Source organism: Arenibacter catalasegens, from assembly GCF_002909235.1.
Taxonomy (GTDB): Bacteria; Bacteroidota; Bacteroidia; order Flavobacteriales; family Flavobacteriaceae; genus Arenibacter; species Arenibacter catalasegens.
In genome coordinates, this window is record NZ_PHQQ01000010.1 from 1 (window position 1) to 14,071 (window position 14,071).

13 protein-coding genes are annotated in these 14,071 nt (G+C 38.4%); 11 read left to right on the forward strand and 2 right to left on the reverse strand.

Annotated features, from left to right (window positions below):
- Positions 1-159 precede the first annotated feature (159 nt).
- From CWD90_RS09580 to CWD90_RS09600, 5 genes are all read left to right on the forward strand, one after another.
- Positions 160-1,626, forward strand: coding sequence for an ATP-binding protein (locus CWD90_RS09580; protein WP_239986498.1), 1,467 nt, complete (start codon positions 160-162; stop codon positions 1,624-1,626).
- 498 nt (positions 1,627-2,124) lie between these two features.
- Entirely contained in the window at positions 2,125-2,316 is a 192-nt protein-coding gene (locus tag CWD90_RS09585) for a cold-shock protein (RefSeq protein ID WP_103475739.1), read from the forward strand.
- 357 nt (positions 2,317-2,673) lie between these two features.
- Entirely contained in the window at positions 2,674-3,231 is a 558-nt protein-coding gene (locus CWD90_RS09590; protein WP_103475740.1) for a porin family protein, read from the forward strand.
- Between the two features lie 526 nt (positions 3,232-3,757).
- Positions 3,758-4,201 carry an IS200/IS605 family transposase gene (gene tnpA, locus CWD90_RS09595; RefSeq protein WP_103475741.1) on the forward strand — a complete coding sequence of 148 codons (444 nt, stop codon included), beginning with the start codon at positions 3,758-3,760 and terminating at the stop codon, positions 4,199-4,201.
- A 91-nt stretch (positions 4,202-4,292) separates the two neighbouring features.
- Complete coding sequence (locus CWD90_RS09600) at positions 4,293-4,739, forward strand: GNAT family N-acetyltransferase (RefSeq protein ID WP_103475742.1); 447 nt, start codon at positions 4,293-4,295, stop codon at positions 4,737-4,739.
- A gap of 156 nt (positions 4,740-4,895) precedes the next feature.
- Here the strand turns inward: CWD90_RS09600 and CWD90_RS09605 are convergent, their stop codons facing one another.
- Complete coding sequence (locus CWD90_RS09605; protein WP_157941187.1) at positions 4,896-5,195, reverse strand: hypothetical protein; 300 nt, start codon at positions 5,193-5,195, stop codon at positions 4,896-4,898.
- Positions 5,196-5,417: 222 nt separating this feature from the next.
- Between CWD90_RS09605 and CWD90_RS09610 the strand changes: the two genes are divergently transcribed.
- The 6 genes from CWD90_RS09610 to CWD90_RS09635 all read left to right on the forward strand — a co-directional run bounded on the left by CWD90_RS09610 (position 5,418) and on the right by CWD90_RS09635 (position 12,972).
- A complete protein-coding gene (locus tag CWD90_RS09610; protein WP_103475744.1) occupies positions 5,418-6,884 on the forward strand; it encodes a Gfo/Idh/MocA family protein in 1,467 nt (488 codons plus the stop codon).
- A 162-nt stretch (positions 6,885-7,046) separates the two neighbouring features.
- Positions 7,047-7,508: an FKBP-type peptidyl-prolyl cis-trans isomerase gene (locus tag CWD90_RS09615; RefSeq protein ID WP_103475745.1), complete on the forward strand. Its 462-nt coding sequence runs from the start codon at positions 7,047-7,049 to the stop codon at positions 7,506-7,508.
- 607 nt (positions 7,509-8,115) lie between these two features.
- Complete coding sequence (locus tag CWD90_RS09620; protein ID WP_103475746.1) at positions 8,116-9,378, forward strand: chloride channel protein; 1,263 nt, start codon at positions 8,116-8,118, stop codon at positions 9,376-9,378.
- A 20-nt stretch (positions 9,379-9,398) separates the two neighbouring features.
- Positions 9,399-9,902 carry a GyrI-like domain-containing protein gene (locus CWD90_RS09625; RefSeq protein WP_239986499.1) on the forward strand — a complete coding sequence of 168 codons (504 nt, stop codon included), beginning with the start codon at positions 9,399-9,401 and terminating at the stop codon, positions 9,900-9,902.
- A gap of 6 nt (positions 9,903-9,908) precedes the next feature.
- Positions 9,909-11,696, forward strand: coding sequence for an SGNH/GDSL hydrolase family protein (locus CWD90_RS09630; protein WP_103475747.1), 1,788 nt, complete (start codon positions 9,909-9,911; stop codon positions 11,694-11,696).
- Complete coding sequence (locus CWD90_RS09635) at positions 11,686-12,972, forward strand: glycoside hydrolase family 27 protein (RefSeq protein WP_103475748.1); 1,287 nt, start codon at positions 11,686-11,688, stop codon at positions 12,970-12,972. Before CWD90_RS09630 ends, CWD90_RS09635 begins: the two co-directional genes overlap by 11 nt.
- A 2-nt stretch (positions 12,973-12,974) precedes the next feature.
- On the opposite strand, the gene CWD90_RS09640 is transcribed toward CWD90_RS09635, so the two are convergent.
- Positions 12,975-13,817: an N-acetylmuramoyl-L-alanine amidase-like domain-containing protein gene (locus CWD90_RS09640; RefSeq protein WP_103475749.1), complete on the reverse strand. Its 843-nt coding sequence runs from the start codon at positions 13,815-13,817 to the stop codon at positions 12,975-12,977.
- Positions 13,818-14,071: the final 254 nt, after the last annotated feature.

Genomic DNA, 14,071 nt, shown 5'->3' on the forward strand with positions numbered 1-14,071 from the left:
CCTTTAACGCCTCAATGGCCACTTTGGCCTTGAACGATGCACTGAATTTTCTTCTTGATCTCTTCATATTTGACAGGGTTAAATTACAACTTAACTTGCTGTCCTAAAATTGGGGAGTATTATACCCAATTAATAATTGCCAATCTGGAACTTAAATTCTTGAATGAAGAAAAAGCGAAACGTGCAGCGGAGTTGGTCATTGCAAATATTGAACTTGTCTTTCAAAATAATGAGAAATCAAAACGGGCAGCCGAATTAATTATAGCCAATAAAGAACTTATCTTTCAAAACGAAGAGAAAGCGAAACGTGCAGCCGAACTGATTACAGCCAATAAAGAACTTGTCTTTCAAAACGAGGAGAAAGCGAAACGTGCAGCCGAACTGGTTGTTGCCAATAAAGAACTAGTTTTTCAAAACGAAGAGAAAGAAAAGCGTGCTTTAGAATTAACTCAGGCAAAGGAAAAGGCAGAATATAGTGACTTGCTAAAATCAGCATTCTTAGCTAATATGAGCCACGAGATAAGGACACCCATGAATGGTATTCTGGGTTTTGCGGATTTGTTGAGAGAACCTGAACTTACCGGAGAAATGCAGCAAGAATATATAGGTATTATTAAAGAAAGTGGAGCGCGAATGCTCAATATCATCAATGATATAATTAGCATTTCGAAAATTGAATCGGGATTAACTGAACTAACTATACAGGAATCCGATATTAACAAACAAATCGAATTTATACATACATTCTTTAAACCTCAAATTGAGGAGAAAGGAATGCGTTTGTTAATCAAAACTACCTTGACTGGAAAAGAGGCGGTTATTAAATCCGATAGCGAAAAAATTTATTCCATTCTAACCAATCTGGTTAAAAATGCCATTAAGTATTCTGAGCAAGGTACAATTGAGCTGGGTTATGTTGATAGATCAGAACCCAAGCCAAGAGAATTGGAGTTTTATGTGAAGGATACGGGCATAGGAATACCAAAAGAAAGACAAGTAGCCATATTCGAACGGTTTATACAGGCAGGTCTTTCAGATAAAATGGCCATTGAGGGAGCAGGACTTGGTCTGTCCATCTCCAAAGCATATGTGGAAATGCTTGGTGGTAGAATTTGGGTAGAAAGTCAAGAAGGAAAAGGTTCAACATTTTATTTCACCATACCTCATTGGATAGAACGACCAGAACAATCAACCAGTAAAACCATCCTCTCTTCGGAAAATATTGAAAGTATATTGGACCCTAAAGCCTTTAAGTTAAAAATATTGATTGCCGAAGATGACAAGATATCAGCAATGCTTATATCCGCCATGGTCAAAGATTATAGTGTAATATTACTTCAGGCGAAAACAGGTTTAGAGGCTGTAGATATATGTCGTAACAATCCCGGCATTGATTTAATTTTAATGGATATTCAAATGCCGGAGTTAAACGGATTTGAGGCAACCCGACAAATCCGTCAATTTAATAAAGATGTAATTATAATTGCACAAACGGCATCTGTACTTTCTGGAGACAAAGAAAGGATAATTGAAGAAGGATGTAATGATTATATTTCGAAGCCCATCAACAAGGGTAAATTAACTAATTTGTTACAAAAATATTTCAATAAATCTTATGTAGCCTGAATAAATAAGGAATAAAAACCAATTTGTTACCAAAAAGAAAAAAGAAGCTTAATTACCATTATTGGTTTCGTTTTCCACTTGGTGTGATTCCTGCCCTGAGCACTTATACTTCGCTTAGCATAATTTAATTGCCTTTAATTCGAAGCTGATATAAGGCAAAAAATGTGGGGTTGACAAAGACCTTGCCTGAAACCATGAAACAAGTGGAACCGGCTCCGCCTATTGTTGGCCAGTTATAAACTCTCTAGAGAACCCAAAATCGCTCTTTGTTTATTATGTAAAGCAGAAATGGACCAGTTTTCAAATGCATTTTTTAATTTTGACAAATTATGAGTGCAAAAATGAGGATATGTGGCATAAATAGAAGGTAGGGGAGACCTATTAATTGTGTCTTCTTTTTGGCTATTATGAAATTCTAAAGGTAAATAGTTGTGTATTAAAAAAATTGGCACGACATTTGCCTTTTAAGTAAGTATTATAAATTTAATAAATATTACAATGAGTAAAGGAACAGTAAAATTTTTCAATGAGTCTAAAGGATTTGGATTTATCACTGAAGAAGGAGTTGAAAAAGATCACTTTGTACACATTTCAGGATTAATAGACGAGATTCGCGAAGGCGACGAAGTTGAATTTGATCTTCAAGAAGGAAACAAAGGCTTAAACGCGGTAAACGTAAAAGTTATCTAATACATATACTTCAAGTTTTATAAAAGCCCATCTATTAATTTAGATGGGCTTTTTTTGTGGGTTGAATACTGGATATTTTTTAAATAAAGTAATTATAGCATACAGAGATAAAGATTTAGTACAATTACAGCAGCGCAATATCTCCACAAAATTCTTAAAAGTTAATGTCATCATAGTCTGAGATGGATGTAATCTGAAGTTAAATAAGAACCTATTTAATTTCAGGTGTTAACTACCCCAATGCGGCCTGCCAACACGCTTGTTAAAATTGGTTAAAAACGTTAATACGTTTATAAAAAATAAGAGTAGACACTTAAAAATATCTTCTTTTGCTTTGAACAATTTAAATTTTAAAGAATGAATAAATTATTACTCGTTACCGCCTTGACCGTTTTTGGATTGGCAAATGTACATTCCCAAGACATTCACCTCGGTGCTAAAGTGGGCATTAACTTTGCCTCGATCTATGGGGACAATACGGGAGACCTAGACCCTATAACCAGCCTAGTTAATTTTGGTGTTGTCGCCGAAATGCCATTTAGCGAAAAACTGTCGTTTCAACCGGAACTAATGTATTCTATTCAGGGTTATAGCATTGGCGAAGATGTAGTGGCATTAAATTATTTGAATCTTCCGTTAATGGGTAAATATTATTTATCAAAAGGTTTTAGTGTGGAAGTTGGTCCACAAATTGGGTTATTACTTTCCGGAAAATATGAAGATGTAGACGTAAAAGATAATTTTAAAACCATTGATTTTGGTGTAAACCTTGGATTGGGATATAAACTAAACAACGGACTTAATTTTGGGGCACGGTACGATTTTGGGTTATCTAATATTAATGGTGTAGATGGTGCTTCGGATAAATACAGAAATGGGGTATTACAAGTTTCTGTAGGTTACTTCTTTTTTTAATCAGCATCCTTTTAATTTTTACCAGGCACAAATTGGCTCTCAAACTGTAGAGCCAATTTTTTTTGTACTAATATGAACTATAATGTCTGAGATGGGGCCAAGTGTTCTAAGAATCCCTTTTAGCAAAGGAGGGATAGGAGGGGAGATAATGGGTGTTAAATGGTATTAATTCCGCTAAGTATAATTTTTATTTAATTCCTACTGGAAAATAGATTTACTTTGGATACAAACCCTATTCTACACTTTTACATCTTTCATTTCTGACTTAAATACATAGAATATTAGCTTATATTCTGATAGACCTTTAATGCCCAAGACCAAATTATAGCCAGCAAAATCTATTGTACTTAGAAGGCGATTTTCAAAATAGGTATTTCTTATTGATGGTATACCTATGTATTTTGAAGCAGCAGCTTTGTTGGTCTTTTCGAAGATACCTGAATCACCTATAAAATTTATTTTTAATCTATAGAATTCCCCGAGGCTCTGCCTCGGGTGTAGCGTAATGATATGTATTTTTGTGGGTATGAGCGAACATATTCATAAAAGCCATAATAAAAGCTTGCTTTTGTATCATTTTGTTTGTCCTATCAAATATAGGAGAAAGGTGCTTAGTGATGAAGTTACTATAACGTTCAAGGAAATTTGTCTTGGAATAGAGGAACGTTACGAGATTCATTTTTTGGAAATCGGCCTTGATGTCGACCACGTTCATTTTCTGATTCAGAGCGTTCCGACGAGTGCTCCTAAAAAGATAATCGGAGCAGTCAAGAGCGTTACGGCAAAGGAAATTTTCAGGCTCCACCCCGAAGTGAAAAGATTGCTTTGGGGAGGTAAATTTTGGACAAGTGGGTATTATGTGAATACGGTTGGTCAGTATGCGAATGAAGAGGTAATTAAGAAATACCTCCAAAACCAGGGAAAATCTCAATATAGCGTGATACATAAGAATCAATTACGTTTATTTTGATACCTCGATGGCTCTGCCTCGAGGTAGTTCATTTTAAATTTGCGAATTATTATAACCCTAAGTTTTTACTATTAAGTTTAAAGATGAACCTATGAAAATAGCCCTACTACAAGAGTCTGACGTCAACCCGGATATGGAAAAACAATTGGCTGGATTGTTTCGCCAGTTGAATGCAGATATAAAACAAATTGATCTAAAGCATGTGCTTGACCCAGAGAATCCCATATGTCTGGTGTATTGCAAGAAAGATGATAAGGTTTTGGGAATGGCCTTGATGTGTACCTATACTGTTATATCCGGCATAAAAGGTTGGGTTGAGGATGTGGTTGTGGATTTAGAACACAGGGGGCAAGGAATAGGAAGGAAGCTTATGGAAAAATTGGTGTCCGTGGGAAAGGAAAAAGGACTTACGGAAATTCTACTTTTCAGCGCAGATAAAAGAATTGAGGCCATTAATTTATATAAAAGTTTAGGTTTTGAAGAAAAGGAAAGTCGTATTTATGTACTGAAGACCGAAGCTTTGATTAAGAAGGCCTAAAAAGTATTATGGGGAATAATGGGAGGAAATGTACCCCCTGTTATTTGAAATAAGACAATGTTATATCTGAAGTTTTAAGAAGATCGATGGGCTATTCTTAGTTCCCAAATTCTTGTATACCCCCAATTCTAAAAGCTACACCTGCTACCATATGTATTAAGGTTGGGTATGTGGCCAGTTAGCAATTACCCAAAGTCTGGTAATGAGGTTGACCGTTTTATAGCAAATATCTAGTTGGTCCAAGGCTCTAAGCCTCCCTATTTCGTTATTTTTCTCGCTTTTTATGTATCCAAGAGGGGCATTGATGTTCACAAGATTGGACGGATTTTTGATCAAGATCGGCAACCCTGCCGATTTAGTAGAATCATGAAGTACAATGACAATACTTGCCGCTGGTTTATTAAGGTACTCTGCTAGAATAGACCCATACCACATTACACGCAATCTACTTATCATTTTTAACTATATCATAGTTGGTAGGGCCATTGTTTTTTAGGGTTAATATTATAGTAGTATTTGAGAAAATCTCAGTGATAGGGTTTGTAAAATTGTTATACATTGCTAAGTCCCTAAGGCGGTTATAGTTAAGCGTATAATAATACAGTTATAGTTGCACCGGTTTAGAAAGATTTTTTCAAAAGTTAAATTGAGAAGGTAAAAATGTAATAATCAATAATTATGAAGAAAAAAAAATCTGAGAAATCTGTCGATTCACGCAGATCGTTTATCAAAAAAGGAGCCATGGCGTCCTCTATCTTTTTCGTGCCTAGGCATGTACTTGGAGGTGTTGGGTATACGGCTCCCAGTGATCGGTTAAATATAGCAGCCATTGGCGCAGGAGGAAAAGGTGCCAGTGATATTCGCAATGCCTCGGTAGGAGGTAGGGAAAAAGTAGTGGCTTTGTGTGATGTAGATTTCTCCGGATCAGCAAAGAAATCCGTAGAATTATTTCCGAAAGCAAAGCTTTACGCCGATTTTCGGGAGATGTTGGACAAGGAAAAAGATATTGATGCTGTTACTATTTCTACCCCAGACCACGTTCATGGACCGGCAGCGGCCTATGCTATGGAGCGTGGGATAAATGTATATGTTCAAAAGCCAATGACGCAAAATATTCGGGAAGCAAGAATTCTGACCGAAATGGCAAGAAGTAAAAGGATAGTAACCCAAATGGGGAACCAGGGCGGTTCCAATCCTTTATTGGGAATGGTTCAAAAATGGGTAGATTCCGGGGACCTTGGTAAAATAGCCAAAGTACAAGTATGGACCAACAGACCAGTTTGGCCACAAGGGGGAGCATTTCCAAAACCGGATCCAAGTGCTAAACCAAAAGACCTTAATTGGGACCTATGGTTGGGACCATCAGAATTTAAGCCTTATACCCCTCACTTGCATCCCTTTGGATGGAGAGGATGGTGGGAATATGGCACCGGTGCTTTAGGTGATGTAGGGTGTCATTTGATCGATATTCCATTTAGAACTTTGGGACTTAAGTATCCAACAGATGCAGAATGTAGTGTAGGTGAGATTTATACTCCAGAGAACGGGAGGGAATACCACCCAGAAGGATGTCCTGCTTCTTCGTATATAACATTACACTTTGGGGAGACAGACAAGAGTAAGTCTCCAATAGAGCTTACTTGGAGCGATGGCGGCATTAGACCTGCACATCCAGAAATAATACCTGCAGATCATAATATTGGTGGTGATGGTAGTCGTAATGGAGTAATGATTATTGGAGAAAAGGGAATTATCTCTACCAATATCAATGACAGTTCTCCTTTAATGCCGAAACTGTATCTAAATGATGGTTCTACGGATTTTGGTCCGGAAGTAGAGCCTAATGATGAGCCGGAATATGGACATCAGCGACTTTGGGTAGATGCCTGTAAGGCTGGCTTTGGCAGTAAAGAGCACCTTGGACTAACATCCTCTTTTGATTATGCTGGGCCAATGACAGAAACTGTGCTTATGGGGAACTTGGCTATCCGTAGCTATATGTTGCAAAAAGAAAACGAGAAAGGCAAGATGGAGTTCTTTGCTCGTAAGAAATTACTTTGGGACGGTGAGAACATGCGCATTACCAATCTTGAAGAAGCAAACCAGTTTGTAACCAGAAATTATAGACCGGGCTTTGTAGTATAGATTGGAATATCAGGGAATTAAGCACCCTTAAAATCTTACTAGTTGAGGTTTTAAGGGTGCTTTGTTTATGATAATTAACTAAAATTTATATAGTCCTGCCAAAATTTCACCATCAAAGATTATAGGTAATACGCTATATTTGCCCCTTAAAAATTAATAACTATGAAGAATATACTTTTTGTTTTGGCCCTAGTGCTCTTTGTTTCTTGTGATAATGATAAAAAATCTGAAGAGGAAATAGATTTTGTGGCTAAAAATGAGGCGGATATAAAGGCTTATGTTGAGGCGAACGATTTAACCGCCGTACGGAGTAATTCAGGGCTTTATTACGTAATTGAAGAAGAAGGAACAGGAACCCAAGCCGTGGCTACTTCCAATGTTACAGTGGCTTATAAAGGGTATTTTCTTAACGGTTCTGTTTTTGATCAAAGTGATTCTGAAGGAATCTCTTTTGGACTGAACCAGGTAATAAAAGGTTGGACAGAAGGAATTGCCTATTTTAAGGAAGGCGGTAATGGTTTGCTTTTGGTGCCTGCACACTTGGGATATGGCAGTAGGGATTATAATGGGATACCTGGTGGATCTGTACTAATTTTTGAGGTCACTTTGATTGCCGTAAACTAGAGAGAAATCTATTATTCTTCAGTTTGCGTTAGTTTTTACCTAGATGTAAGAATATACATAAAACCAACCGATAGGTTGGTTTTATCTTATTATAGATTTTATGCGGCTTATGATATTCGGAGATTAAACACCAATTTCATCGATGAAATACCTGTTTATGACCCTGTTTCCTATAAAATAGTACATAAACCGACTAATAAGTTTGTGTCTATTCTATAAAATTTAACCTTAAACTGACATGTACCCTTACCACAAGGATTATATTTTTGAGAGTATCCAAGTTGGGCCATGTTTGTAGCACAGTAACTGTAGCGATAGCGGATTACTTAAAATGCCTTCAGCAATTTCTTTTGTGAGTTTTTCTTTCCTTGCCTAAGGATCAATTTTATTTTATGGAACGTTTAGTTGGCAAGAAAGAGAAAAGTCTTAATCTGTTTTCAACCAAGATATTTTATTATGGATTTAAATATTTACCCATAGAGAACGTGGCCTAAAGCTGAGCTGCTTCTTAAAAATGCTTTGTCCTTAATCAACTTGTCCCTATATTTAGAGATTCTTATAATTATTGGATGGCATTGGCCTCCCTACCTAACAAGTTGGCGGAATAGTGAAGCTAAAACGGAGAAGAAAACTCATTACTTACCTAAATATATTGGACCAGCCAATTCGGTTCAATCCTTTTGTGTTTAGTCGCACCTTTTTATTATGGGCCTTATTGGGTTTATTGGGGGGATTGATCGCGGGCATATACTGGATAGTCTTGGAATTTTTGACCCACAAAATGGCATTTTTTGAAGGTTGGTTCGTAATTCCCCTTATGTCGATCGCTGGTTTATTGGCCGGTTTGGTGATTCATTTTATTGGTGACCCCGGCGAAATCCACCTCATTGTAAACAACATTCGCTTTAATAAAGGGAAGTTAGACCCCAAGAATAATCCCTCAATGATATTATCGTCCTTGCTGTGTGTAGCTTCCGGAGGCAGTCTGGGTCCAGAAGCTCCTTTGGTACAAGTTACTGGATCAACTGGCACTTGGCTTGGAAAAGTATTTCGGTTAAAAGGCGAAGAATTACGTTCCTTGAGTATTGCGGGTATGGCTTCGGGTTTTACGGCCTTGTTTGGCGCTCCATTGGGGGGCAGTTTATTTTCATTGGAAATACTGCATCATAAGCATGCTGTGGAATACTATAAGGCTATTATTCCTGCCTTGGTAGCAAGTAGTTTCAGTTATGTAGTTTTTGCTCTGATCATTCACTTGGGTATTGGTCCCATTTGGAATTTATCGGAATATGAATACAGTGGGGTGTTCGATTTTCTCTATGCCGTAATTTTTGCAGTGGTGGGCACCATAGTGGCCTGGGGATTTATCTACTGCACCAAATTTTTCAAATCAATTTTTGAAATAAAACCTATTCCTATTTATTTAAAAACTTTGATTGGGGGTTTTCTTTTAGGGATTATAGCTTATTATTTTCCGTTGACGAGATATTTTGGACATCATGAAATTAACGAACTGCTTACACAGGATTTATCACTGAATGCCCTTGTAGCAATCTTGGTTTTTAAAATTGTCGCCATAGCCATTACGGTTACCTCTGGTTGGCGGGGTGGCTTTATTATACCTTTATTTTTTGTTGGGGTAAGCTTAGGGATGATACTTTATATTTTATTCCCTTCCATTAATCCCACTCTGGCTATAATAAGTTGCATGGCAGCAATAAATGCTTGTGTCACGAGGACACCAATGAGTACTACTATTCTTTTGGCTACTTTGACCGGATTTGGGTATTTTATCCCTATCCTGTTTGCTAGTCTAACGGGATATTTTTTGGCTCCGAGAATACCTTTTATAGGCTCACAAATGGAATAATAAATCAAGGATAGTGTAAAATGGGATTCAACATAGATCCACGAATTGAAGAGGTATCGGAAAAAAAATTGATCGGAAACCGATTGGTCATGTGCTTATCGGAGGATAGGACCAAGGAACTATGGCAGGGATTTATGAGCAGAAGAAAGGAAATTGGGAACGCTATCAACACGGGTCTGATAAGCATGCAGGTATATGAACGGCTGCTGAGTTTTTCGGAATTCAATGATACCACCCAATTTGAAAAGTGGGCGGTTGTGGAGGTGAAGGATTATAAGGTCTTGCCCAAGGGGGTGGAATCTTATACCTTGTTTGGAGGATTATATGCCGTTTTTATTCATAAGGGTTTGCCCAGTGCCTTTCCCAAAACGGCCCAGTATATTTATGGAGTTTGGTTGCCGCACTCTGACTATGAATTGGATCATAGGGAACATTTTGAGGTTTTAGGGGATAGATATAGGAAAAATGACGATAGTTCGGAAGAGGAGGTCTGGGTGCCCATTAAAAATAAGAAATTAAAATAAAGTTATATGAGAACAAAGTCGCTTATTGGTTTTTTGACAATTATTTTTCTGTTTCAATTTACCAATGCCCAGGAGGATAAAAACATCAAATGGTGGAACCCAACGGACACCAATTCCCTGGTCGTTGAAGGGCAGGCTTGGCCGGACCAGGTGGCTTCCAGGTATCATAGATTACCCAAGCAGGCCGAGGAAAGAGTTAGGGCTGCTGTTTGGAACCTATCCAAACATTCGGCAGGGCTCTCTCTTAGGTTTAGAAGCGATGCCGAATCCATTACAGTACGCTACAAGGTAAAAGGCAATCATGCCATGCCCCATATGCCTGCAACCGGTGTTAGCGGGGTGGACTTATATGCCAAAACCAGTGATGGGGATTGGCGATGGTACAGAGGAAAATATTCGTTTTCGGATACGATACAATACCGCTATTCCAACATAGATCCTAAAGAAAAGTATCATGAAAAAGGTAGGGAGTATCAGTTGTATTTGCCTTTGTACAATGAGGTGGAGTGGTTGGAAATTGGAGTTCCAGTAGATGCTGTTTTTGAGCCTTTGCCTTTAAGAGGGGAGAAGCCTGTAGTAGTATACGGTACCTCCATAGCCCATGGAGCGTGTGCCTCTCGCCCTGGAATGGCATGGACCTCTATCTTGGGAAGAAAATTGGATAGGCCGCTTATTAATTTGGCTTTTTCAGGTAATGGAAGACTGGAAGAAGAGGTACTCAATTTTATTACGGAAATAGATGCCAAATTATATGTTTTGGATTGTTTGCCTAATTTGGGCGCTACCAAGGATCGCTCATTGGACGAGGTACGGCAACTTATAATTTCTGCGGTAAAACAAATAAAAAAAAGGCGACCATTTACCCCAATTTTAGTGGTGGAACACGATGGATATTCTGATGGGGCCGTAGACAGTGAACGTTTCAAAACTTACACGGATTTGAATAGAATTGCAAAAGAGGCATTCGCCCAACTACAGGCTGAAGGTGTGCAAGATATTTTTTTAATGACTAAAGAAGAAATGAATCTATCCATGGAGAGCTTTGTGGATGGTACCCATCCTACGGATTTGGGGATGATGGAATATGCTGTGGCCTATGAAAGGACAATTCGTCAAATAATAAAGGAACCCATTGGGACCCTTTCTACGACAATTCCTGTAACCCAAGCTAGAGAGCCCGGAATGTACCCTTGGGAGGGTCGACATCAGGAGTTGTTAAAAATGAATAGGGAAACCGCTCCCAAAATATGTTTTTTCGGAAATAGTATAACCCATTATTGGGGGGGTATGCCAAAAGCCTCTTTGAGCAATGGGGCCGATTCCTGGAAAACCTATTTGGAGGATTTTCAGATAAGGAATTTTGGTTTTGGTTGGGATAGAGTGGAAAACGTGCTCTGGAGAATATATCACGATGAATTGGATGGCTTTGAAGCAGAGCAAATAGTACTAATGATAGGCACCAACAATGAACATCTCAATACGGATGAAGAGATTCTCAGTGGATTGGAATTGGTAATCAATGCCATTAAAGTAAGGCAGCCTAAAGCTAGACTATTATTGTTGGGATTGTTCCCAAGGGTGGATAAGGAGGAGCGTATGCTTAATTTAAACCTGGGGATAGCTGCGCTGGCAATCGACAATAATGTTGATTATGCGGATATCGGGGAGGTGCTTTTGGATAAGGACAAGAAAATTGATGCCAGCCTTTTTTCGGATGGCTTGCACCCCAATGCAAAAGGTTACCGGAAAGTGGGCAAAATACTAAAACAAACCATAGAGACAAATGCTAACTAGAAATCTGAGAAGCACCCTTCCCTTCTTTTTAGGCATATTATCATTTTCCTGTAATTTAAAGACTGACGGAAATTCTTCGAATACCTCTCTGAATAAGGTAGAAATAAAAGAAGCCACAAGACCTCCCAAGGCACCCATTATGGGTTGGGCCAGCTGGAACAATTATCGGGTAAATATTAATGAGGATATTATAAAATCCCAAGCAGACGCCATGGTAACCACTGGGTTAAAGGACGCTGGTTATTCGTTTATCAACACAGATGACGGATTTTATGGGGGAAGGGATAAAAATGGAAACCTTTTGGTACACAAGGAGCGTTTTCCTTCCGGGATGAAATCTCTGGCAGAGTACATTCACACAAAAGGGCTAAAGGCAGGAATCTATTCCGATGCGGGAATCAACACCTGTGCTTCCTACTGGGATAAAGACACTATTGGTTCCGGAATGGGGCTTTATGGACATGACCGGAAGGACTTGACCTTATATCTAAAGGAATGGAAGTACGACTTTATAAAAGTTGATTGGTGCGGCGGAGAATGGTTGGGACTGGATGAGGAAACCAGATATTCCGAGATAGGAAAAATAGTAAGGTCTATTGACCCTAACGTAATTTATAATGTCTGTAGATGGAAATTTCCAGGAAAATGGGTGACCCAAGTAGCAGATTCATGGCGAATTTCCGGAGATATCAGCAATAGATTTGAATCCATTTTAAGGATTATTGATTTAAATGCCGATTTGTGGGCCTACAGTTCTGCCGGACATTATAATGATATGGATATGCTTCAAGTGGGACGGGGAATGACGCTGGAGGAAGATAGGACCCATTTTTCAATGTGGTGCTTAATGCATTCGCCACTTTTATTGGGTAATGATCTAACCACCATGTCTAATGAAACATTGAAATTGGTCAGCAATCGTGAAATGATAGCACTCAATCAAAGTTCTTATGTTTATCAAGCAAGGCGTTTGGTAGATTATGGGGAATTGGAAGTTTGGGCAAAACCACTTATGGATACTATGAGCGGCGAAATAGCTGTAGGATTGCTTAATAGGTCCGATAGCCAGGCGAACATTACTTTAAAACTCTCAGATATAGGAATTAAGGCCTCGGCAGGATATACCATTCGGGATATATGGGCCAATAAAGACTATAAAACCACCAAGGAGGAAACAATTCAGATGGAAGTTCCAGGCCACGGTATTGTGGTTCTAAAGATTAAAGGTGCGGCCGTTCCTTTTAACGTTTTCCAGTTCAAGGAAAATAATTGGTAGCCTTATAAGGGCCGTGCCACCATAATCCCCGTATTACTTTTAATTCCTTTTAGGTAATCGGTAAGAGGTAGTTTGGATATTTCAACCTCCATAGATCCGGTGGAAGCATGTAGCAAATGTATTCTGCCATCGGCTTCACGACTAGCAATACCCGTGTGCGTGATATCCAGCCCTTTAATGGAAGTAGTCAGGGCAATTATATCGCCAGATCGAATTAAATGCTCATTGGCTTTGATTTGGTCCTGTGGTAGGATACAGATGGACTGCGATTTAAGAAATTCCTCCGAAGCCTCAATCTTTTTATAGTTGTCGGCATCTTTTAGAAATGGATAAAGCTCCCGATGTGTGCTCATAAAATTGATGGCCTTATTGCTTTCCACACCTCCAATTTCGGAGGTTATATCCTTTAATAAGCCCTTATGCCCATTGTTGGCGATCCATTCTGAAAAATAATGCAGCCGTGAGGCGTAGCCATTGAGCTTTCCATCCTTATACCGAATGGTTTCTAAGTAATCAAGAAAGGAGTCGAAGTCCTTTTCATTATTTTGTACCATAAGGCTAAAGGCCCAAACATTTTCTACAAAGGTTGTGCAGTCCAGCCCTTGAAGGTTAATTACCAAAGATTCAGTCACTCCAATTTCCAAGGTTTTGGCTACATAAGGAATCCCGATAAAAGTTTTTCCAACGGCCACTATGGTTGCTCCAATTTCTTTGTTTTTATGAGTTGCTATGACCTTGATCTTACTGTCAAAGGTATCCCTATCCTGTGCAGAACAAATCAGATTTTGCGCGGTTCCATGTAGGTTGAAACAAAGAAATATAATGAAATAGAATGTATTTTTCATTTAAGTATAATTAAATCTATAGTTGAAATAAATTTGCACAACTATTTGTATGTTAGAATAATATAAACATTTAATACCAATTGGTTTTAGGTTATTGTTCAAGTCTGCGAAGTTGAGCTATTTATTGATACAAGTCTTTTAATAGCCTAGCCAAGTTCATAAAAAATTCTTGTAAAATCTTTAATTCTAATATAATTTATCAATTGCATACATTGGACATGCTGCTTGTTTCATTACGCATGTTATCTCTAATT

Coding starts and splice junctions, on each gene's coding strand:
- CWD90_RS09600 (WP_103475742.1), top strand. CDS start 4,293: ATGAAAATAGCCCTACTACAAGAGTCTGACGTCAACCCGGATATGGAA.
- CWD90_RS09590 (WP_103475740.1), top strand. CDS start 2,674: ATGAATAAATTATTACTCGTTACCGCCTTGACCGTTTTTGGATTGGCA.
- CWD90_RS09615 (WP_103475745.1), top strand. CDS start 7,047: ATGAAGAATATACTTTTTGTTTTGGCCCTAGTGCTCTTTGTTTCTTGT.
- CWD90_RS09630 (WP_103475747.1), top strand. CDS start 9,909: ATGAGAACAAAGTCGCTTATTGGTTTTTTGACAATTATTTTTCTGTTT.
- CWD90_RS09610 (WP_103475744.1), top strand. CDS start 5,418: ATGAAGAAAAAAAAATCTGAGAAATCTGTCGATTCACGCAGATCGTTT.
- CWD90_RS09635 (WP_103475748.1), top strand. CDS start 11,686: ATGCTAACTAGAAATCTGAGAAGCACCCTTCCCTTCTTTTTAGGCATA.
- CWD90_RS09605 (WP_157941187.1), bottom strand. CDS start 5,195: ATGATAAGTAGATTGCGTGTAATGTGGTATGGGTCTATTCTAGCAGAG.
- CWD90_RS09625 (WP_239986499.1), top strand. CDS start 9,399: ATGGGATTCAACATAGATCCACGAATTGAAGAGGTATCGGAAAAAAAA.
- CWD90_RS09585 (WP_103475739.1), top strand. CDS start 2,125: ATGAGTAAAGGAACAGTAAAATTTTTCAATGAGTCTAAAGGATTTGGA.
- tnpA (WP_103475741.1), top strand. CDS start 3,758: ATGAGCGAACATATTCATAAAAGCCATAATAAAAGCTTGCTTTTGTAT.
- CWD90_RS09640 (WP_103475749.1), bottom strand. CDS start 13,817: ATGAAAAATACATTCTATTTCATTATATTTCTTTGTTTCAACCTACAT.